Below are 21,149 nucleotides of genomic sequence, written 5' to 3'. Positions count from 1 at the left end.
CGTGGGAGATTTGCAGTGACGAACGACAGCCGCACCGTGGTCGTCACAGGCGTCGGCGCCTTCACGCCGCTCGGCGGTGACGCCGCCTCCACCTGGGAGGGCCTGGTCAACGGGCGCTCCGGGGTACGGCTCCTGGAAGAGGAGTGGGCCGCCGACATCCCGGTGCGCATCGCCGCCCGCACGGCGGTGGAGCCCGGTGACGTCATTCCCAGGCACCAGACCCGGCGACTGGACCGCTCGGCGCAGTTCGCGCTGATCGCGGCCCGCGAGGCCTGGGCCGACGCCGGCTTCGAGACCGCGGCCACCGCCCCCGGATCCACCGTGGACCCGGACCGCCTGGGCGCGGTCGTCGCCTCCGGCATCGGCGGCGTGACCACCCTGCTCGACCAGTACGACGTGCTGAAGGAGAAGGGCGTCCGCAGCGTCTCCCCGCACACCGTGCCGATGCTGATGCCGAACAGCCCGGCGGCCAACGTCGGTCTGGAGATCGGCGCGCGGGCCGGCGTGCACACCCCGGTCAGCGCCTGCGCGTCGGGCGCCGAGGCCATCGGCTACGCCATCGAGATGATCCGCACCGGCCGCGCCGATGTCGTGGTCGCCGGCGGCACCGAGGCGGCCATCCACCCGCTGCCCATCGTCGCCTTCTCCAACATGATGGCGATGTCCAAGAACAACGAGCACCCGCAGGCCGCCTCGCGTCCCTACGACAAGGCCCGTGACGGCTTCGTCCTGGGCGAGGGCGCCGGCGTGATCGTGCTCGAGTCCGCCGCGCACGCCGCCGCCCGCGGCGCCCGGGTGTACTGCGAGGCCGTGGGCCAGGGCCTGTCCTCGGACGCCCACCACATCGCGCAGCCGGAGCCCACCGGCGCCGGCATCGCCCGTGCCCTGGCGCACCTCTTCGAGTCGACCGACCTGGACAAGGCCGAGGTGGTGCACCTCAACGCGCACGCCACCTCGACCCCGCAGGGCGACGTCGCCGAGATCAAGGCACTGCGCAAGGAGCTCGGCGACCACGTCGACCACATCGCGATCTCCGCGACCAAGTCGATGACCGGCCACCTGCTGGGCGGCGCCGGCGGCATCGAGACCGTCGCCACCGTGCTGGCCCTGCACCACCGGCAGGCCCCGCCCACCCTCAACGTGGACGACCTGGACCCGGAGGTCGACGCCGACATCGTCACCGGCGAGGCCCGCAAGCTCCCCGAGGGGCAGATCGCGGCGCTGAACAACTCGTTCGGCTTCGGCGGCCACAACGTGGTGCTGGCCTTCCGCAGCACCAGCTGACGCAGCATCAACTGACACACCGACAGCGCCCGGTCGCCGCACTGAAGTTGCGGCGACCGGGCGCTGTTTTCGTCAGGAGGTCAGGCCGTCCGACCGGCCTGGCCGAGCAGCCGGCCAACCTGGAGGGCGAGCGCGAGCCCGCGCTGGCCCTGTTCGACCGGGCCGGGAAGATCGCCTCCCTGCTGGACATCTTCAAGAGAAAGCGCAGGTGAGCACTGTGAGATTCCACCGCAGCAGCGCGGCGTGAGGGTCCGGGGGTTCGCTCCCCGGGAAGCTGGAGCAAGCGGAAGCGCAGGTGAGCACGGTGAAGCTCGATCGCTCATGGCTCTGGTTCGGAGCCTGGGTGCTGGTCGGCGGCGGTTACGCGCTGGCGCTGGCGACGCTGCTGTCCGTCGGCGTCTTCGTGCTGGTGCTGACCGCGGCGGCGACCGTGCTGCTGGCTTCGCGCAGGGGCTCGCTGGTGGGGCTGCCGGGAGCGCTGTCGGGCCCGGCGCTGCCGCTGCTCTGGATCGCCTACCTCAACCGGGGCGGTCCGGGCACGGTCTGCTCCGGAACCCCGGAGGGCGGCAGTTGCACGGAGGAGTGGAGCCCCTGGCTGTTCCTCGGCCCTGGGGTACTGCTGCTGGTCGCCGGGGTGGTGCTGTTCCTCGTCGTCCGACGCAGGACGCGTGCAACGAGCAGCACCGGGGCCGGGCGAAACGTTCCGCCGGCCCCGGTGCCTGGGGTACCGGTACCGCTCAGATGTGAAGCACTACCGCTCTACCTACCGGCCGTAGCCGAACGAGTCCAGGTAGGCCTCGGTGGGCGAGCCGACGCCGGTGGCGTTGTCGTAGCCCTTGGTGGCGGCCAGACCGTAGTCACGGCCGAAGGCGACCAGACGGACCCTGAGCGATCCGCTGACGATGCCGGCGTCGAATACCGCGTTCAGCGGCTCCTTGCCCGGCGCGGTCGTCTTGTTGACGACGTCGGTGAAGGCCTTGCTGCCGGCCTTCAGGTAGATCTCCGGGTTGGCGAAGCCGATCGCACGGCCGTGCTGGGCCTGGATGGCGTCGGCCTGGACCGCGGAGAACTCCGGCGCCGAGACGCTGGTGCCGCCGTAGCCGCCCTCGCTGTACGGGGAGCCGTCGGACATGCCGACCAGCACCGAGGTGTACAGGTCACCGTTCATCGCGACGTCCGGGGTGACCCGCTGCGCGGTCTTGCTGGTCGCACCGGTCATCAGGGTGTGCGACAGTGAGCTCGGGACGGTCCAGCTCTGGTACCACGGCTGGGCGAAGTCCTCGCTGGTGCCGCCGCCGCCGCCGAAGTAGAACTTGCCCGGGAAGGGCGACCAGGAGGTTCCGTCCGCCGACAGCACCGAGCGCAGGGTGCCCATGTCGGTCTCGAAGCCGTAGGAACCCTTCTTGTTGGAGATCGCCAGCGCGGTGCCGCCGACGCTCGTGGCCCAGTTGTCCGAGCTGGGGAAACCGGTCTGGGCGCGGGTGCTGGTGCTGTCGCAGTTGACACCGGTGGCCGCCGCGGCCGGCGAGTTGTCGCCGCAGTCGCCCGAGCTGAAGTCGAAGCCGATGCCCTCGATGGCACCCTGCTCGAAGATCTGCTCGTAGGCCGCGATCTGCGCGGCGGGCTCATCGCCCCAGGTGCCGTGCATCAGGCCGTCCCAGGAGTTGGAGACGACGTCGGCGAGGTGGTTGTCGACGATGTTGGCCAGGGCGGCCGAAAGGTCGGCGTCCGTGCAGGAGTTGGCGCCCACGTAGACGACGTTGGCGTCGGGCGCGAGCCCGTGCACCATCTCGACGTCCAGGGCCTCCTCGCCCGCCCAGCCGGCGGCGCCGCCGCAGGCGTCCTGGTTGTTCCACTGGGCCGGGGTGACGACCTCGGTGTACTGGCCGGTCCGGAAGGCCTTGTCACCGTGGTTGGTGGAGAACTGGTTGGCGTCCGCCTCCATCGTGGTGGAGCCGTAGGCGTCCACGATGGCCACGGTCGCACCCTTGCCGGTCAGGCCGGAGGCGGTGATGCCGTAGGCCTTGCGCAGCTGCGAGGGCTGGAAGGAGCACTCGTCGAAGCTGGTCTTCTTGGTGTAACCGGTCGGGCCGGCCTTGACGGCCTTCTGTCCCCAGTAGTCGGAGCAGGTCGCCACGGTCGGCAGGCTGCCGCTGGACGTGGAGCCGGCGCCCGCTGCGGCGGTCTTCACCGAGACCGACTGCGGCTTGACCGTGGGCGCGGTGCCGCTGAGGCCGACGACGCCGCTGACCAGAGCGGAGACCGAAGCCGGCACGACCGCGTCCTTGGTCGGCGCGTCGACCTTCTTGCCGTTCAGCGAGTACTGGTGCAGCTGGGTGTTGAAGGCCTTCTGGATCGCCGAGGTCCTGCCGCTCACGCTGACCGCGTGGTCGGTGGCGCCGGTGACCGTGAGGCCGGCCGAGGTCAGCCAGTCCTTGACGGTCTGGATCTGGGCCGGGGTGGCCAGGTACTTGGCCTTGGCCTGAGCGGCCGTCAGGAACTTCCCATAGGTGGCGCTGCCGGGTGAGGAGACCGCCTTCGCGTACGCGGCGAGGCCGGCCGGGTCCTGGCCGGCCAGGTACACGGTCGCGGAGGTCACGGTGTCCGCGGCCACGGCGCCCTGGTCCGCCGTGGCGGTGGCCCAGGCCGGGTGGCTGCCCATGAGGGTCTTGGCCGTGGGCGTGACCGATGCTGCGTGGGACGGCGCAGCGAGCGCGAGCGTGCCTCCGGCCAGAGCCATGGAGGCGAACGCCGCGGTGGCTATGCGAGTACGCCGCCCGCGTGTGGACTGGTTATCGGTAATGACGACTCCAGGAGTGAGGGTCCGTCAGGACATGGGGACCGAGCGACCCGCGTGAACGCCCGTTCGGAATACCCCTGTGATGTGTACACGGGTCAAGAATTGTGGCGCAAGGGGTTGGCGAGAACTGATTCCAGACCTGCCACCACGCCGAGTGGATGCAACAGGGGATTTACGCAGGCGACATCTGACGGTCCGCCATGAGTGCGGAGTGCGCCTATTATCGGACAACTGCGGGTCAGGGGCGGTGCTCCCGGTCCCCAGGGTGGTCGCTTCGAGGTTCCGTGATGCGGATATACCCGGACATGATGCCCAGCCGACCTGATTGCGGCCATGAGTTGGATCACGGCGCCGACGCCCGGCGCAGAATTATGCGGATGCGCCCCCTCCGCGCATCCTCCGGCGGCCTGTCCCCAGCAGCTCAGACGACCTGGTGCAGCCAGCGGACCGGAGCTCCGTCGCCGGCGTGCCGGAACGGCTCCAACTCGTCGTCCCACGGCTTGCCCAGCAGCCGGGAGATCTCGGACTCCAGATCCCCCTCGCCCATCCGGGCCCGCAGCAGGGCGGAGCGCAGCCGGTCCTCGGGGATCAGGATGTCGCCGTGCACACCGGTGACGGCGTGGAAGATGCCCAGATCGGGCGTGCTGCAGTAGCGCTCGCCCTCCAGGCCGGTCGAGGGCTCCGCGGTCACCTCGAACCGCAGCAACTGCCAGCCGCGCAGCGCGGAGGCGAGCCGGGAGGCGGTGTCGGGCTCGCCCTGCCAGGAGAATTCGGCACGCCAGGTGCCGGGAGCGACCGGCTGGCGAATCCAGTCGAGACTGACGCGCACGCCGAGCACGCCGGCTGCGGCCCACTCGACATGCGGGCAGAGCGCACGCGGCGCGGAGTGCAGATAGAGAACTCCACGAGTCGTCACCGGGACCTCCAGTGTGGTGCGAGGGGCGCCTTCCCCAGCGGCCTCGTTGCCACGTCCGAGAACTCCAGATGCCGACATGATGTCAACACGTCACCATGGGGATGACTACCCGAAGTGACGTTCCGTAAACACTACTCGGTCAATTATCTCAACAAATCGGACACGGGCTCACTCGTCGTGTCCAAAATCCGCCCGATTAGGCCCATCCATCAAGAAGTTGAGCGCTCATCGGAATGCTGAGGAAACGGTACCGCGCTGCGGCCCGCTGTGGGTGACGGTCCATCGGAACCACCCAAAAGCACGCGCATCCCACCCCGGAAGGGTGGAATGCGCGTGCTTGTCGGATGACCGTATTCATCCTCTTGGATGATTAACCTAATTGAGCGTCAGAATGGTCAGCGAGTAGGCGGCGAAGGTCCGGGTGAAGGTCGTCCCGAGCCCGTGCACCGGACTGGTCACCGGGACGACATGGGCGGGGTCGCTGATGGTGTTGGTGTCGGTCGGGTGGGCCGAGCTGAGCACCGTCTGGCTCCCGGTGTCGGCGACCGTGCCGGCGCCGGCCAGGTCGACCGTGACGGGCTGGGCGGTGCCGCCCGGGTTGACCACGGCGATGTAGATCCGGCCGGTCGCGGAGTCCTTGGTGACCACGGTGTTCAAGCCGCCGATTCCCGCGTAGGCGGCGCTGAGCACCTGGTCCCCATGGTGCTGGGCCAGCATCGACTGGGCGTAGTAGCTGGGCGAGCCGTAGCTGGTCAGCGCGTCGAAGCCGATCAGGTTGGTGTTCCACTGCACGCTGTTGACATTGGCCAGCAGCGGCGCGTACGCCTCCTGGGTGACGACGTCGGAGTTGCGTTCCAGGCCGGTGAGCCAGGAGGCGTCGCCGAGCGCCGCGTTGAGGTCCGGGGTCGGCTTGCCCTCCTGCGAGGCCCACTCCCCCACCATGATCTTCGGGCCGCTGCGGGAGGTGGAGTCGTACAGGTTGGCGTGGCTGTTCATCCAGGCCGGGGTCTCGTAGTAGTGCTCGTCCAGCACGTCCGGGGTGCGGGACTTGACCGCAGTGGTGGCGATGATCTTGATGGCGGGATATGCCTTCTTGATGGCGTCGTAGAACTGCGCGAAGCGGCCGTTGTCGCCGTCGTAGCTGCCGGAGCCGTCGAACTGGTCCTCGTTGCCGACCTCGACATAGCCGATGCTGAACGGCTTGGGGTGACCGTCGGCGGCGCGCTTGGCGCCCCACACCGTCTTGGTGGAGCCGGTGGCGTACTGGATCTCGTCCAGGGCGTCCTGGACGTAGGGGCCGAGCTGGCTCAGATCCACATGGCTGCCGTTGAGGTTGTAGCCGGCGTAGACGGCGAGCAGCGGCTGGGCGCCGAGGCTCTCGGCCCACTCCAGGTACTCCAGCAGGCCCATGCCGTCGGTGGACCAGTAGCCCCAGGCGTCGTCCTGGTGGCCGGGGCGGGTCCAGACCGGGCCGATGGTGTTCTTCCAGTCGAAGCGGGTGGCGAGGGTGTTGCCCTCCAGGTAGTTGCCGCCCGGTTCGCGGATGAACGAGGGCTTCAGCCCGGCGATCTTGGTCATCAGATCGGTGCGCAGACCGTTCTTGACCTTGCCGTAGGTCGGCGGGAAGAGCGAGACGTCGTCCAGCCACAGGGTCGCGCCGCTGCCGGTCTGCGCGGAGACGACGAAGCGGGCGGCGGCGGTGGACGGAGCGTCGTCACCGGTCCTGATGGTGGTGGTGAACTGCTTCCAGCCGGTGCCGACCCCGTCCACCCGGCCCTTGGCGTAGACGGTGCCGTCGGGGCCCTCGACGTCGACCGTGAGCGGACCGCTGAAGCCCGCGCTGGCCTTGGCGAAGAAGCTGACCTTGTAGCTGCGGCTCGCGGCCACCGGGATGCCCCAGAAGCCCGAGTTGGCGACCCCGGCCCGGCTGTCCTTGGTGGCGGTGTTGAGCGAGACCTTGAGCGACTGGGTCAGCGCGGTGTTGAGCGGGTTGGCGGTGTCCAGGGCGATGGCGGAGTCGCCGACCGCGGACCAGTCGACCGGGCTGGTGCTGCTGGCCATCATCGAGCGGTTCTGGATCAGCTCGGCGTAGAGGCCGCCCTCGCCGGAGTGGTTGATGTCCTCGGTCATCACCCCGAAGAAGGTGGAGGGCAGCGCGTGGGCCGGGTTGGCGGCGTCCACGCTGAGGGTGCCGCCGGAGGTGCCGACCACGGTCTGCACCTCGTCGGCGGTGAGCGCGTGGTCGAACAGTTGGACGTCGTCCACGCCGCCGCCGAAGAAGTCGGCGGGCGCGGCGTTGTAGCGGCCCCGGCCGATCACGGTGTCACCGGTGGCCTGCCAGTCGCCGGTGTACGCGGTGGTCCCCTGCAGCACGCCGTTGACGTACAGCGAGAGCTTGCCCGCCGCTACGTCGTCCACCCCGACCAGGTGGTACCACTGGCCCGCGGTGGGCGCGGCGCTGGCCGGTACGGTGGCGACGGCCGCCGAGTCCGAGTCGGAGGCCAGCCTGGTGAAGGCGAACTTGCCGGTGTCACCGCGTAGTTGCAGATAGAAGCCGCTGACGTTGGCGCCGTCGATACTGACCGCGGTCTGGAAGCCGCTGACGGTGGTGGGCTTCACCCAGGCAGAGACCGAGAAGGACTGCCGGGTGTCGACCACGGCGCCGGTCGCGGTGGCGTTGCCGTTGGCGGTGCCGTCCAGGGTCAGCGCGTGCGCGCCGACCCGGCCCGGGGTGGCCCAGCTCGCGCCGCTGCCCAGGGTGGCGGTGTGGCCGTTGCCGGAGGAGTCGGCGGCGCTGGTGCCGCTGCCCTCGTCCAGACCCCAGTGTGCGGAGGTGTTGATGGCGGAGACCTGATCGGCTGTCAGTGCCCCCTGGTAGAACTGGACGTCGTCCACCGATCCGTTGACGAAGTCCACCGGGTTGCCCCCGAACAGGCCGCGCCCGATCAGGGTGTGCCCGGCGGCCTTCCAGCCCCCGCCGGTGTAGGCGGCGTCGGTCTGCGCCGCGCCGTCGACGTAGAGGTGCAGCTTGCCGGCGCTCTCGTCGTCGACGCCGACCAGGTGGTACCAGGTGCCGGTGGAGGGGGCGGCGCCGTCGGTGGCGATCGCCGAGGTGGCGGCGGAGGTGGAGTCGGAGGAGAGCCGGGTGAAGGCGAAGTCGCCGGTGTCCCCGCGCAGTTGCAGATAGAAGCCGCTGACGTTGGTGCCGTCGATGCTGACGGCGGTCTGGTAGCCGGAGGTGTTGTTGAGCTTGACCCAGGCGGAGACGGTAAAGCTCTGGGTGGTGTCGACGACCGGGGTGGGGATGTCGACGTTCCCGTTGCCGGTGCCGTTGAAGCTGACCGCGTGCGCCCCGACCTGGCCGGCGCTCCAGGTGGCGCCGCTGCCGAGGGTGCCGGTGTGGCCGTTGCCGGAGGAGTCGGCGGCGCTGGTGCCGCTGCCCTCGTCCAGGGCCAGGTGCGCGGCGAGGCTGGGCGCGGTGGTGGCCGCTCCCGCGGTGCCGCTGCCGATGGCGGTGGTGAGGCCGCCGAAGAGCATCGCGGCGGTGGCGGTGAGGGCGACGACGCGACCGCGCCCCGGTCTCATTCGTGATGTGAACATGACACCTCTCAGCTGACGATGGATCCCGATCCGTACGTGCTGTGCTGTGATGATGTGGGGCCGAGCCGGGGCCCGGGCATGCCGAGCCGAGAACTCGCGCGGGTCGGCGACCGGGGTGCCCGGTCGCCGACCCGAGTCAGCTCTCCGCTGTCGGTCGGTCAGACGATCAGTCGACGGTTCAGCGTCGTTTGGCGAGTCGGCGTGCCCGCAGCCGGTCGGCGGTGATCGCGATGCCGAGCACCGTGCCCAGCACGATCTGGGTGTAGTTGGAGTTGATCTGCAGGGTGGTCAGGCCGTTGTTGATGAGCTCCAGCAGAACCGCGCCGGCCACGATGCCCACGATGCGTCCCTGACCGCCCATCAGGCTGACCCCGCCGATGACCGCCGCGGCGATCGCCGAGAGCTCCCAGCCGACGCCGACCCCGCTCGCGGAGCCGACGCCCATCCGGCCGAGCACCAGCATGCCGCCGAGCCCGGAGAGGAGGGAGCTGGTGACGTACATGGACACCACCCGGCGGTTGCCCCGGATGCCGGCCAGCCGGGCGGCCTCGGCGTTGCCGCCGACCGCGTACACCTGACGGCCCTGGTAGGTCCGCTCCAGGAAGAACCAGGCCGCCACCGCCACGATCACGAACAGCACCAGCGGCACCGGGATCTGGGCCAGGTAGCTCTGGCCGAGGTTCGCGAAGAAGCCGGAGATGCCGGGGATGGAGGTGCCGGAGGTGATGGCCAGGGTCACGCCCTGGGCGACGGTGTAGGTCACCAGGGTGGTGACGAAGGGCGGCATCTTCAGCCGGGTCACGGCCAGCCCGTGGATCAGGCCCACGGTGCCGCAGATCGCCAGCGTGAACAGGATCGCCACCCCGGCCGGCAGCCCGGCCCTGACGTTGAACCAGGAGGCCAGGATCACGCTGGTGCCCAGCAGCGCCCCGACCGAGAGGTCGATGCCGCCGGTCAGGATCACCAGGGACTCACCGATGGCGATCAGTCCGTACTGGGCCAGGTCGAAGCCCATGCCCTGCAGGTTGACCGCGCTTGCGAAGGTCGACTTGTCGATCGCCAGCGCGGTGAACACCACCACGCAGGCCACGACCACACCCACCTCGGGCGTCTCCACCAGCCGCCGGAGCAGGCCTGCGCCCGGCTTCGGCGCGGCGGCCGGCGCCGCCGGAGCGGGCGCGGTGTCCGTGCTGCTGCTCATGCCATCGCCTCTTTCGCTGCGGCCTGCGCTTCCGAGGACTCAGTGCCCTGCGTCCCCGCTGCGGCCGTCATGATCAGTTCCTTGCTGAACCGCTCCCTGGGGATGTCGGCGACCACCCGGCCGTTCGCCATCACCACGATCCGGTGGCAGATCCACAGCAGCTCCTCCAGTTCGGAGGAGGCCGCGATCACCGCCAGACCCTCCTTGGCCGCCTCGTCGATCAGCCCGTAGATCTCCGCCTTGGCCCCCACGTCCACGCCGCGGGTCGGCTCGTCCAGCAGCAGCAGTCGCGGCTCGGTGGCCAGCCAGCGGCCGAAGACGACCTTCTGCTGGTTGCCGCCGGACAGGTCGCCCACCGGCTGCTCGGCCGAGTGCAGCCGCACGCCCAGCTCCTGGACCAGCCGGGCCGCGTGCTCGCGGTCGGCGCGCGGGGTCAGCACCCCGCGGCGGCTGATCCGGCGCAGGGTGGCCAGGGTGATGTTCCAGCGCACCGAGGCGCCCAGTACCAGTGACTGCTCCTTGCGGTCCTCCGGCACCAGACCGATCCCGGCCGCGACCGAGTCGGCCGGATGGCGCGGGTGGAACGGCTCGCCCTTGAACTCGACGGTGCCACCGGTCCTGGGCTGGGCGCCCATCACGGTGTGCAGCAGCCGGCTGCGGCCCGAGCCCATCAGCCCGGCCACGCCGAGGATCTCCCCGGCCCGCACCTCCAGATCGACCGGGCCGAGGCCGTCGGCCGTCAGACCCTCGGTCCGCAGCACCACCTCGCGCTCGACCGAGGGCGGCGGGCTGACGTCGGCCTTGGCCAGCTCGCTGCCGACCATCTCCCGGATCAGCCGCTCCTCGGAGGCATCTTGCGGCGTCAGGTCGGCGACCAGTCGGCCGCCGCGCAGCACGATCACCCGGTCGGCCAGCGACCTCACCTCGTCCAGCCGGTGCCCGATGAACAGCACCGCTCCGCCGGACTCGGCGTGCCGACGGGCCAGCGCGAGCACCTTGTCCGCCTCCACCGGCCCCAGCGAGGAGGTCGGCTCGTCCAGGATCAGCACCAACGGGTGGTGGCCCCAGGCCTTGGCGATCTCGATCATCTGCCGGACCGGGACGGGCAGCCGCTCCACCGGGCGGTCGACGTCCACGCCCTCGACCCCGACGTCCGCCAGCAGCGCCCGGGCCTCAGCCTTGGTGCCGGCCCGGTCGTAGCGCCAGCTGCTGCCGAAACGGCGGCCCTCGCTGCTCGTGGGACGGCGGCCCAGCAGCAGGTTCTCGGCCACGCTCAACTGCCCGACCAGGGGGAACTCCTGGGCGACCAGGCTGACCCCGAGGCTCTGGGCGTGGTCCGGGCGGCCGCTGTGCAGCTCCTGCCCGTCGATCACGATGCTGCCGGTGCTGGCGGCCACCGTGCCGGACAGCACTCCCATCAGCGTGGACTTGCCGGCGCCGTTCTCGCCCACCACGCCCACGATCTGACCGCTGATCAGTTCCAGCTCCGGGATGTCCAGCACCTTGACCGGCCCGTAGCTCTTGCTCACTCCCCGAAGGGACACGGCGACGCGAGCCGCCGTGTCCCCCGCGGTCCGTGCTTCCACGGCTGCCATATCGTTTACCTCAGCCTATGCCGAGCTGGGTCAGCATGGCCTGGTAGGCGGCGATGTTGGACTGGGTCACCACACCCGCGCCGGTGCTGAGGCTGGTCCCGTCGCTCTCCAGGTAGGGCTTGACCAGCGCCAGGGTCGCGTCCTTGCCGAGCACCTTGAACGCCGCCAGCAGGTAGGCGCCGGTGTAGCCCTGCTGGTAGGGCTGCTGGAGCACGGTGGCCTGGATGACGCCGCTCTGGATGAACTTGAGCGTCTGCGCGTCGCTGTCGGAGGAGATGACCTTGATCGCACCGGTCTTGCCGGCCGACTGGACGGCCTGCCCGGCGGCGGGGCCGTCGTAGGAGTAGACCCCGTACAGGCCCTTGACGTTGGGGTCGGTCTGGAACGAGGTGGAGGCGTTGGACAGGGCCTTGGAGGCGTCCGTGCCGTCGTTCAGGGTCTGGGTGATCTTGATGTTGGAGCCTTCCAGGGCCTTCTTGAACCCGGCGATGCGCTCCAGCGAGTTGGAGGCGGTCAGCGACCCGGTGAGGATCACCACCTCGCCCTGGTTGTTGAGGACCTGCTTCATGGCCTCGCCGGCCTTCTCGCCCAACTGCTCGTTGAGGCTGCCGAGGTAGAGCGCGGAGCCGTCCTCGGCGGGCAGCGGGGAGTCGATGGCCACGACCGGGATCCCGGCCGAGTTGGCCGAGGCGATCGGGGCCTTGATGGCGGTCGGGTCGATGGCGGAGACCGTGAGGCCGGTGATGCCCTGGCCGCGCAGGGTCTGGATGATCGACAGCTGCTGGTCCAGCCGGCCGTTGGGCGGCGCCTGGAAGGTGCCCTTGATGCCGAGGTCGGACAGGCCCTTGTTGAAGCCGACCTTGCCCGCGTTCCAGTAGTCCACGGCGACGTTGACGACCATGGCCTCGTCCAGCTTGGAGAGGTCCTTGCCCGCGAGTGCGGCCTTGATCGCGGCGTCGAGCTTGGTGAGGTTGGCGTCGTTGAACGAGATGTCACCCGAGAGGGTGACGGCCGGGGCGGAGCTGGTCCCCCCGGAGGCCGCGGCCGACGTACCTCCGCCGGCGGCGCCGGTCTTGCTGCAGGCTGCGGCACCGAGGGCGAGCAGCAGCGCGGTGCCCACGACGGCGAGCTTCTTGGATCTCGTGCTGCTGGAGTTGAGTGCGGACGGCATGGTGGTGGTCCTCTCGATCGGTTTCCAGGCACGGCGGAGCGAACACCCCGCCAGAATTGTTTGCGCTAACAATTGAGCAGACGACAGCTAACAATTGAACAAGTGCAACGTGCATTCGAGCGTGTGCGGACGTGCTTCCGTACTGCCGTGCAGCCGTGCTTTCCGTACTTCCGTGCGGTGCTACCGCCGGCCCTCAGCCGACGCGACAGGCGGTGCCGCCGCTGTGCTTCCCCGGAGCACCAGCTCAGGGGCGACCAGCACCCGATCCTTGCTGCCGGCCTCGCCCTCGACCTGCGCCACCAGCAGTTCCAGCCCGCGGCGGCCCAACTCGCCGAAGTCCTGGCGCACGGTGGTGAGCGGAGGAGTGAAGTAGGAGGCCTCGGGGATGTCGTCGAAGCCGACCACGCTGATGTCAGCGGGGATACCGCGACCGGCCTCGTTCAGCGCCCGGAGGACCCCGAGCGCCATATGGTCGTTGGCGCAGAAGATGGCCGTGACCTCAGGGTTCTCCAGAAGGTGCAGCCCGGCCTCGTAGCCGGACCTGGCGCTCCAGTCCCCGCTGACGACCTCGGGCACCGGAGCGCCCGCGTCCGCCAGCACGGCACGCCAGCCGGCGCGTCGGGCCTGGGCGTCCAGCCAGTTCGAAGGTCCCGCGACATGGTGCACCGTGCGGTGACCCAGATGGAGCAGGTACTGCGTGGCCGCCCTCGCCCCGGCCTCGTTGTCCACGGCGGCCCCCGGCACCCGGGCCTGGGTGCCCGAACCGACGGCGACCACCGGAACCGCACTGCGGACCTGCGCCAGCGCCCCGACGGCCGAGGTCTGCGGCGCGATCACCAGCACACCTTCCACCGCCTGGTCCCTGAGCCGGTCCACGGCCTCCTGCACCGACCGGCCGTCCAGCGAACGCAGACTCGCGATGCTGACGAAATACCCGGCGCTGCGAGCAGCCTGCTCGATGCCGTACAGCATCGAGGCCGGCCCGTAGAGGGTGGTGTCGAAGCTGACCACCCCGAGCGTTTGCGACCTGCGGGTGACCAGGGTGCGCGCGGCCGAGTTCGGACGGTAGTCCAGCTCCCGGATCGCGACCAGCACCCGCTCCCTGGTCTCCTCCTTGACGTGCGGATTGTCATTGAGCACTCGGGAGACCGTCTGGTGCGAGACGCCCGCCAGCCGCGCGACGTCGGCCATGACCGGCTGACGCCCGTTGACGGTGTTCGCTGCTCCCATGAATTCCTCACTCCGACCTGCGCCGATACGGCGTTCTTGAGCACTCGGGACTCTTCGACAAGGTACGGCATCTGTTTCCCCGCCGTTTCCGACACTGCATTGTTAACGCTCACATGACAACGCGTCAACGGGTAGCGCAGGTCACATTTCGGCTACCTGGGAGCGCACCCACAGCGACCCGGGAACCCGCCCGACACGGACGGCCGGCACGGCGCCCGGGAGCACAGGGCCCGAGTGCGGTGCAGACCGGAAAAACCCCTGGCGCCCAAAACCGGCCAGCTGCTTGAGTGCCCGTCAGTCCCACACCACAACCACACCCTCCGCACCCGCTCGCACCTGTACCCCCACCGCACCACTTGCCCGTCCCGCCTCGCCCCTGCCCTGCCTCGGCCCCGCACCGGGCTCGGCCCCGCACCGCCGGGCAACGGCAACGTTGAGTGGGGCGCGTCGGCCGCCGTCTCCCGGGCTCCGCCCGGACAGAAGCGGCTCCGCCGCGCGACAAGGGCCGGGGCGGGGTTGCACTGGCGCGGAGCGTTTCGCGGTGGGCCGGGGTGGCGCCCCACGCTTGCAACGGCAGCGTGTGGCGGGGCGTGTTGCCCGCCATCTCCCGGGCTCCGCCCGGAACGAGGCGGCTCCGCCGCGCGACAAGGGCCGGGGGCGGCCCCGGTCCGGCGCGAAGCGTTTTGCGGTGGGCGGGGGTGGCGCCCCACGCTTGCAACGGCAGCGTGTGGTGGGGCGCGTTGCCCGCCGTCTCCCGGGCTCCGCCCGGACAGAAGCGGCTCCGCCGCGCGACAAGGGCCGGGGGCGGCCCTGGTCCGGCGCGAAGCGTTTGGCGGGGGCGCGGGGCGGGGGGCGGGGCTTTCGCGCCTGCCGTTCGGGTGGTTGGGGAAGTCTGGCCTCACCCTGGGGAGTGCTGGACTCGCTCAGCGAGGCGGATCTACCCCAGGGCGAGGCCAGACGTCCCCAACGACCCCGCTCGAGGGCCATTCGAGCGGTTTGACGGGCTGCTGGGGAGAGTTACAACCACGCTGGGTGCCGTAGCAACCATATATGGGTGTAATTCACCCCAGCATGGTTGTAACTCCCCCCAGAACGGGCAATCCGGCCCGAAGGAACGTTTCTGCAGCCCCGACACCGGCGCGCACCCGGCAACGCACGCCCCACCAACCGCCCCGCTCCTCGCAGTTGGCCAGCGAGCGGAGCGAGCCACCCCAGACACCCACGGACCGGCGTGCCCCACGGAGGCGACGGACGATCAGCGGGAGCAATCGCGCACCGGAAACCCGGCCGCTGGAAGGGGGCTCGGCAGCGAGACGGACCCCGCCCCGCCACCGGCGGACGCCGCCCCGCCTCCCCCGCCCGCCCGCCGCCAGTCACCCCACCCGGATCACGTTCCACGACAGCGGCGGGAGCAACGCGTTCAGGGTCGTGCCCGCACCCGCGCCCGCCCTGTCCGCCGCCAGCGCGGTCCCCTCGACCGCCCTCGGGGTGACCCGCTCCGGCTGCTCCAGGGTGTTGCGGGCGTCGGGGTCGGCGTCCGTCAGGACGGAGTGCTCGATGACCTTGGTCAGGTGGTTCAGCCCGCGCAGGTCGACGGTGAGCGGGAGGGCTTCGGTCTGGCTGCGGTTGACGGCGAAGACGGTGACCGCGCCGGTCTCGTCGTCGATGGTGGCGGTCGCGTGCAGCAGCGGGACCTCGCCGTACTTGGCGGTGGTGTAGGTCGGGCTGTCGACGTTGACGGTGAGCACGCGGCCGCGGCCGTAGGCCGAGGCCTGGGCGAAGGGGTAGAAGGTGGTCTGGCGCCACGCGGGGCCGCCGGGCTCGGTCATGATCGGGGCGATCACGTTCACCAGCTGGGCCAGGCAGGCGACGGTGACCCGGTCGGCGTGGCGCAGCAGTGCGATCAGCAGCGAGCCGAAGACGACGGCGTCGGTGACCGAGTAGACGTCCTCCAGCAGCCGCGGCGCCTCCTCCCAGTTGAGCGGCTCGGCGGCCTGGGTCTTCGTCAGGTACCAGACGTTCCACTCGTCGAAGGAGATGTTGATCTTCTTCGACGACTTGAGCCGCGCCCCCACGTGGTCGCAGGTGGCCACGACGTTGTCGATGAAGGACTCCATGTCGACCGCCGAGGCCAGGAAGGAGTCGCGGTCGCCCTCCAGCTCCTCGTAGTAGGCGTGCATGGAGATGTAGTCCACGACGTCGTAGGTGTGCTGGAGCACCGTCGCTTCCCAGGTGGCGAAGGTCGGCATGGACTGCGACGAGCTGCCGCAGGCGACCAGCTCCAGATCGGGGTCGATCATGCGCATGGCGCGGGCGGTCTGGGCCGCCAGGCGGCCGTACTCGTCGGCGTCCTTGGCGCCGATCTGCCAGGGGCCGTCCATCTCGTTGCCCAGGCACCACAACCGGACCCCGAAGGGATCCTTGTCGCCATGGCTGATCCGCCGGTCGGCGAGGGCGGTGCCGGCCGGGTGGTTGGCGTACTCCTGCAGCTCAAGGGCCTCCTGGACGCCGCGGGTGCCCAGGTTGACCGCGATCATCGGCGAGGTGCCCTCGACCTTGCGGAGGAAGTCCATGAACTCGGAGAGCCCGAAGCGGTTGGTCTCGGTGGACCGCCAGGCCAGGTCCAGCCGGCGCGGCCGCTCCTCCGCGGGGCCGACACTGTCCTCCCACTTGAAGCCGGAGACGAAGTTGCCGCCGGGGTAGCGGATCGCGGTGACCCCCAGCTCGCGCACCAGGTCCAGGACGTCGGTGCGCAGGCCCTCGGCGTCGGCGGCGGGGTGGCCCGGCTCGTAGATACCGGTGTAGACGCAGCGGCCCAGATGCTCGACGAAGGAGCCGAAGAGGCGGGGGTCCACCGTGCCGACGGAGAACGCGGGGTCGAGGACGAGACGGGCGTCGCTGGGCATGACTGCCTTTCGGGGATTGCTGGGGAGTGCGGGAGGTGCGGCGGGTGCGGGGCCCGTCGGATCGGTTCAAGGCCCCGCACCCGGTCCTGTTGCGCGGCGTGGCCCGCAGGGCAGGGGCCACGCCACGCACGATATGGCGCTGGAGCAGCGCAAAGCTGACACGGCAGCCCGCTCCCCGTAGCCGCCGTGCCGCCGTGTCACACCGACATGTGTCCTGCGCTGCGCGCACCGCAGGACACACACCATGCCTGATGCCCCGTCAGAACCCCTGGGCCAGCCGGTAGTAGGCCTGGTTCCAGCGGAGCTCCTGGGTGAGCCTGCGGGTGGTGGTGTCCGCGTCGACCAGGGCCAGTTCGGTTCCGGTCATCTCGGCCAGGTCGGCGAGCTCCTCCGCGCCCACGGCGCTGGAGTAGACCGTGTGGTGCGGGCCGCCGGCGGTGAGCCAGGACTCGGTGGAGGTGCGCAGGTCGGGGCGCGGGCGCCAGACCGCGCGGGCGACCGGGAGCTCCGGCAGGGGCTCCGGCGGGGCGACGGTGTCGATCTCGTTGGCCACCAGCCGGAAGCGGTCGCCCAGGTCGGCGAGGCCGACGACGATCGCCGGGCCCGGCGCGGCGTCGAACACCATCCGGACCGGGTCCTCCCGGCCGCCGATGCCCAGCGGGTGGATCTCCACGCTGGGGGTGTCCACCGCGATGGTGGGGCAGACCTCCAGCATGTGGGCGCCCAGGATCAGCTCCTGACCAGGAGTCAGATCGTAGGTGTAGTCCTCCATGAACGAGGTTCCGCCGGGCAGGCCGACCGCCATGGACTTGAGGGTGCGCAGCAGTGCGGAGGTCTTCCAGTCGCCCTCGCCGCCGAAGCCGTAGCCGTCGGCCATCAGCCGCTGCACGGCCAGGCCGGGGAGCTGCCGCAGGCCGCCCAGGTCCTCGAAGTTGGTGGTGAAGGCGCCGAAGCCGCCCTCGCCGAGGAAGCCGCGCAGGCCGAGTTCGATCCGCGCCGCGTAGCGCAGCGACTCGTGCCGCTCGCCGCCCTGGCGCAGCTCTGGGGCGACCCGGTAGCGGTCCTCGTACTCCTTGACCAACTCGGAGACGGAGGCGTCGGTGGCCGCGTCCACCACCTCGACCAGGTCGTTGACCCCGTAGGTGTTGACGGAGAGGCCGAAGCGCAGCTGCGCCTCGACCTTGTCGCCCTCGGTGACCGCGACATCGCGCATGTTGTCGCCGAAGCGGGCCAGCTTGAGGGTGCGCAGCTCGGCGCGGCCGACGGCGGAGCGGACCCAGCCGGCCACCCTGGCGACCGTCACCGGGTCGCTGACATGGCCGGCGACCGTCTTGCGGGCGACTCCGAGCCGGGACTGGATGTAACCGAACTCGCGGTCGCCGTGGGCGGCCTGGTTCAGGTTCATGAAGTCCATGTCGATGGTGGACCACGGGAGTCGGACGTTGGCCTGGGTGTGCAGGTGCAGCAGCGGCTTGCGCAGCGCGTCCAGTCCGGCGATCCACATCTTGGCCGGCGAGAAGGTGTGCATCCAGGCGATCACGCCGATGCAGGCGTCGTCGGCGTTGGCCTCCAGCATCACCCGGTGGATCGCCGAGGCGTCGGTGAGCACCGGCTTGACGACCAGCTGCACCGGCAGCCCCGCGGCCAGGGTCGCGGCTATCTCCCCGGACTGGTCCGCGACCTGACGCAGCGTCTCCTCTCCGTACAGGCCCTGGCTACCGGTGAGGTACCAGACCTGGCGGGTGGGGAACGGGGTGGAGGCGGTCATACGTGGTCTCCTTCGGAGCCGACAGTCACGGGAGCCTGGGCCTCATCCGGGGCCGGGGCCTGAGCCTTGGCCTGGCCGTAGACGTTCTGGTAGCGGTCGTAGAGCCGGTCGATGTCCTGCTGCGGCAGTCGGCTCACCGGCCCGAGCTGGCGGGCCAGATGGACGGTGCGGGCCACGTCCTCGCACATCACGGCGGCCTTCACGGCGGACTTGGGGTCCTTGCCGATGGTGAAGACCCCGTGCTGCCGCATCAGCACGGCGGGCGAGCGGTGCCCGTCCAGGGTGGCCACGATGCCCTGGCCGATGGAGTCGTCGCCGATCAGGGCGAACGGCCCGACCGGGATGTCGTCACCGAACTCGTCGCCCATCGCGGTGATGGCGCAGGGGATCGGCTCCCCGACCGCCGACCAGGCGGTGGCGTACGGGGAGTGGGTGTGCACCACGCCGCCGACGTCGGGGCGGTTGCGGTAGACGTAGGCGTGGGCGGCGGTGTCGCTGGAGGGGGACAGTTCACCCTCAACGACCTTGCCGTCCAGATCGCAGACGATCATCTGCTCGGGCGTCAGCTCGTCGTAGGAGAGCCCGCTCGGCTTGATCACCATCAGCTCGGTGCCGGGGAGCCGGCCGCTGACGTTGCCGCTGGTCCAGGCGACCAGTCCCCAACGGAGCAGTTCGGCGTGCAGGGCGCAGACCTCTGCCTTCAGCCGGTCGAGAGGGGTGGTCATCGGGCTTCCTCCAGCAACAGAGCGGGGTCAACGGGGTCGGTGCCAGGAGCACCGGAAGCGCCGGCGGCACTGGCGGCGCCCGCGGCGGCCTGGGCCGCGGTGCGCGTCGCGTCGCGCAGGACGCGCAGCCGGTGCAGCGCGTCGCTGCCGCCCCGGCCGAAGTGGTCGTGCAGCTCGCGGTACTCGGCGAAGAGCAGGTCGTAGGCGTCGGCGCGCTTCTCGTCCGGGGTGTGCACGGCGAGGTTGATCCGGCCCATGGCCGCCGAGGCGGTGCGGATGTCCGGGTACGCCCCGGCCGCGACCGCGGCGTGGATCGCCGAACCCAGGGCCCCGCCCTGCTCGGAGCCGATGACATTGACCGGGCGGCGCAGTACGTCGCTGTAGATCTGCATCAGGAAGTGGTTCTTGGGCAGCCCGCCGGCCACGGTGAACTCGGTCACCGGGACCCCGGCCTGCTCGAAGGCCTCGACGATGACTCTGGTCCCGAACGCGGTGGCCTCCAGCAGGGCCCGGTACAGCTCCTCCGGACGGGTGTCCAGGGTGAGGCCGAGGACCAGGCCGGAGAGGTGGTGGTCCACCAGCACCGAGCGGTTGCCGCTGTGCCAGTCGAGGGCGACCAGGCCGTGCGCGCCGACCGGCTGGGCGGCGGCCTTCTCGGTGAGCAGCTCGTGCAGGCTCAGCCCGCGCTCCCGTGCCTCGACGGCGTAGGACTCGGGCGCGGCGGTGCGGACGGCCCAGGCGAAGATGTCGCCGACCCCGCTCTGCCCGGCCTCGTACCCCCACAGCCCGGGGACGACGCCGTCGCGGACCACCCCGCACATGCCGGGGACCTCGGCGAGGACGTCGGAGTTGAGGATGTGGCAGGTGCTGGTGCCCATGATGGCGAGCATGTGCCCAGGGTCGAGAGCCCGGGCGGCGGCGTTGGTTACGTGGGCGTCGACATTGCCCACGCTGACCGGGGTCCCCTCATTGAGCCCAGTCAGCGCCGCCGCCCGGGCGGTCAGTGTGCCCGCTGCGTCGCCGAGGGCGGCGAGCGGGTGGTCCAGTTTGGCCGTGAAGCCGGCGAAGCCGGGGTTCAGCCGGCTCAGGTACTCGGCGCCGGGTCGGCCGCCGTCCTCGGCGGGCAGCAGGTCGGGCTGGTGGATGCCCTTGTAGCCCGCGGTGCAGAGGTTGCGGTTCTCCTGGCCGGTGAGCTCCCAGACGATCCAGTCCGCCGCCTCGATCCAGCGGTCCGCGGCCGCGTAGAGCTCGGGGTCCTCCTCCAGCAGCTGGAGCGCCTTGGCGTACTCCCACTCGCTGGAGATCTTCCCGCCGTAGCGGGCCAGCCAGGGCTCCCCCAGCTCGGCCGCGAGCGCGTTGATCCGGTCGGCCTGCGGCTGGGCGGCGTGGTGGCGCCAGAGCTTGGGGTAGGCGTGCGGCCGGCCGGCCAGGCCGGGGAGCTCGCAGAGCGGGGTGCCGTCGGTGGTGGTCGGCAGCACCGTGCAGGCGGTGAAGTCGGTCCCGATGCCGATGACCTGGTCAGCGGTGACCCCGGCGAGCTCCAACGCCCTGGGAATGGCGTTGCGCAACACGTCCCGCCAGTCCTCCGGGAGCTGGAGTGCCCAGTCCGGCGCCAGCGTGGTCGTCCCGTCCGGCAGAACGGTGTCGATCACGCCGTACCGGTACTCGTGGACGGCGTCGGCGAGCTGGGTGCCGTCCGCGACGGAGATGACGACGGCCCGGCCGGAGAGCGTGCCGAAGTCGATGCCCACAGTGACGGGGGTGGTGATGTTAACGCTCACAATTGGCTCTCCGAGGAAGCGGCAATCCCAGCGGGACAGGTTACAGGCGGCATGCAGAGGCCGTCGCAACGGTTCTTCCGGCGGATCCGGGGGTCCGTCGGCCCCTCCGTGCTGGCGGCGTGGTCAATTGTTAACGCTCACATGCGGGCAGCGTCAATAGATTGCGCAGAAG

The 21,149-nt window shown here is 70.5% G+C and carries 13 protein-coding genes; 2 read left to right on the top strand and 11 right to left on the bottom strand.

What is annotated here, in order from left to right; genetic code table 11:
• Positions 1 to 15 precede the first annotated feature (15 nt).
• Both ABH941_RS37330 and ABH941_RS37325 read left to right on the top strand, forming a co-directional pair.
• Entirely contained in the window at positions 16 to 1,284 is a 1,269-nt protein-coding gene (locus ABH941_RS37330) for a beta-ketoacyl synthase (protein ID WP_370135231.1), read from the top strand.
• Positions 1,285 to 1,331: 47 nt separating this feature from the next.
• Entirely contained in the window at positions 1,332 to 1,496 is a 165-nt protein-coding gene (locus ABH941_RS37325) for a hypothetical protein (protein ID WP_370135229.1), read from the top strand.
• Positions 1,497 to 2,047: 551 nt separating this feature from the next.
• Here the strand turns inward: ABH941_RS37325 and ABH941_RS37320 are convergent.
• From ABH941_RS37320 to araB, 11 genes are all read right to left on the bottom strand, one after another.
• Positions 2,048 to 4,024, bottom strand: coding sequence for a protease pro-enzyme activation domain-containing protein (locus tag ABH941_RS37320; protein ID WP_370135226.1), 1,977 nt, complete (start codon positions 4,022 to 4,024; stop codon positions 2,048 to 2,050).
• Between the two features lie 481 nt (positions 4,025 to 4,505).
• Positions 4,506 to 5,000 (bottom strand): DUF3145 domain-containing protein, encoded by a 495-nt coding sequence (locus tag ABH941_RS37315; protein WP_370135222.1) that lies wholly within the window; start codon positions 4,998 to 5,000, stop codon positions 4,506 to 4,508.
• Positions 5,001 to 5,375: 375 nt separating this feature from the next.
• Complete coding sequence (locus ABH941_RS37310; RefSeq protein WP_370135219.1) at positions 5,376 to 8,600, bottom strand: LamG-like jellyroll fold domain-containing protein; 3,225 nt, start codon at positions 8,598 to 8,600, stop codon at positions 5,376 to 5,378.
• Positions 8,601 to 8,778: 178 nt separating this feature from the next.
• Positions 8,779 to 9,801: an ABC transporter permease gene (locus tag ABH941_RS37305; RefSeq protein WP_134009846.1), complete on the bottom strand. Its 1,023-nt coding sequence runs from the start codon at positions 9,799 to 9,801 to the stop codon at positions 8,779 to 8,781.
• The gene (locus ABH941_RS37300) at positions 9,798 to 11,396 is read right to left on the bottom strand and encodes a sugar ABC transporter ATP-binding protein (protein WP_370135216.1); all 1,599 of its coding nucleotides are present in this window, start codon (positions 11,394 to 11,396) and stop codon (positions 9,798 to 9,800) included. Before ABH941_RS37300 ends, ABH941_RS37305 begins: the two co-directional genes overlap by 4 nt.
• A 10-nt stretch (positions 11,397 to 11,406) precedes the next feature.
• Positions 11,407 to 12,567: a substrate-binding domain-containing protein gene (locus ABH941_RS37295; protein WP_370135213.1), complete on the bottom strand. Its 1,161-nt coding sequence runs from the start codon at positions 12,565 to 12,567 to the stop codon at positions 11,407 to 11,409.
• 180 nt (positions 12,568 to 12,747) lie between these two features.
• Complete coding sequence (locus ABH941_RS37290; protein ID WP_370135210.1) at positions 12,748 to 13,797, bottom strand: LacI family DNA-binding transcriptional regulator; 1,050 nt, start codon at positions 13,795 to 13,797, stop codon at positions 12,748 to 12,750.
• A 1,373-nt stretch (positions 13,798 to 15,170) separates the two neighbouring features.
• Positions 15,171 to 16,703, bottom strand: a complete 1,533-nt coding sequence (locus ABH941_RS37285; protein WP_370135208.1) for an alpha-N-arabinofuranosidase — start codon at positions 16,701 to 16,703, stop codon at positions 15,171 to 15,173.
• A 259-nt stretch (positions 16,704 to 16,962) separates the two neighbouring features.
• Positions 16,963 to 18,471 carry an L-arabinose isomerase gene (gene araA, locus ABH941_RS37280; protein WP_370135206.1) on the bottom strand — a complete coding sequence of 503 codons (1,509 nt, stop codon included), beginning with the start codon at positions 18,469 to 18,471 and terminating at the stop codon, positions 16,963 to 16,965.
• Positions 18,468 to 19,196 (bottom strand): L-ribulose-5-phosphate 4-epimerase, encoded by a 729-nt coding sequence (locus ABH941_RS37275; RefSeq protein WP_370135203.1) that lies wholly within the window; start codon positions 19,194 to 19,196, stop codon positions 18,468 to 18,470. Before ABH941_RS37275 ends, araA begins: the two co-directional genes overlap by 4 nt.
• The gene (araB, locus tag ABH941_RS37270; protein WP_370135200.1) at positions 19,193 to 20,977 is read right to left on the bottom strand and encodes a ribulokinase; all 1,785 of its coding nucleotides are present in this window, start codon (positions 20,975 to 20,977) and stop codon (positions 19,193 to 19,195) included. Before araB ends, ABH941_RS37275 begins: the two co-directional genes overlap by 4 nt.
• Positions 20,978 to 21,149: the final 172 nt, after the last annotated feature.

This window comes from Streptacidiphilus sp. EB103A (assembly GCF_041261405.1).
In the GTDB taxonomy this organism is placed as follows: Bacteria; Actinomycetota; Actinomycetes; order Streptomycetales; family Streptomycetaceae; genus Streptacidiphilus.
This window is presented reverse-complemented; position numbering and strand designations above follow the sequence as displayed.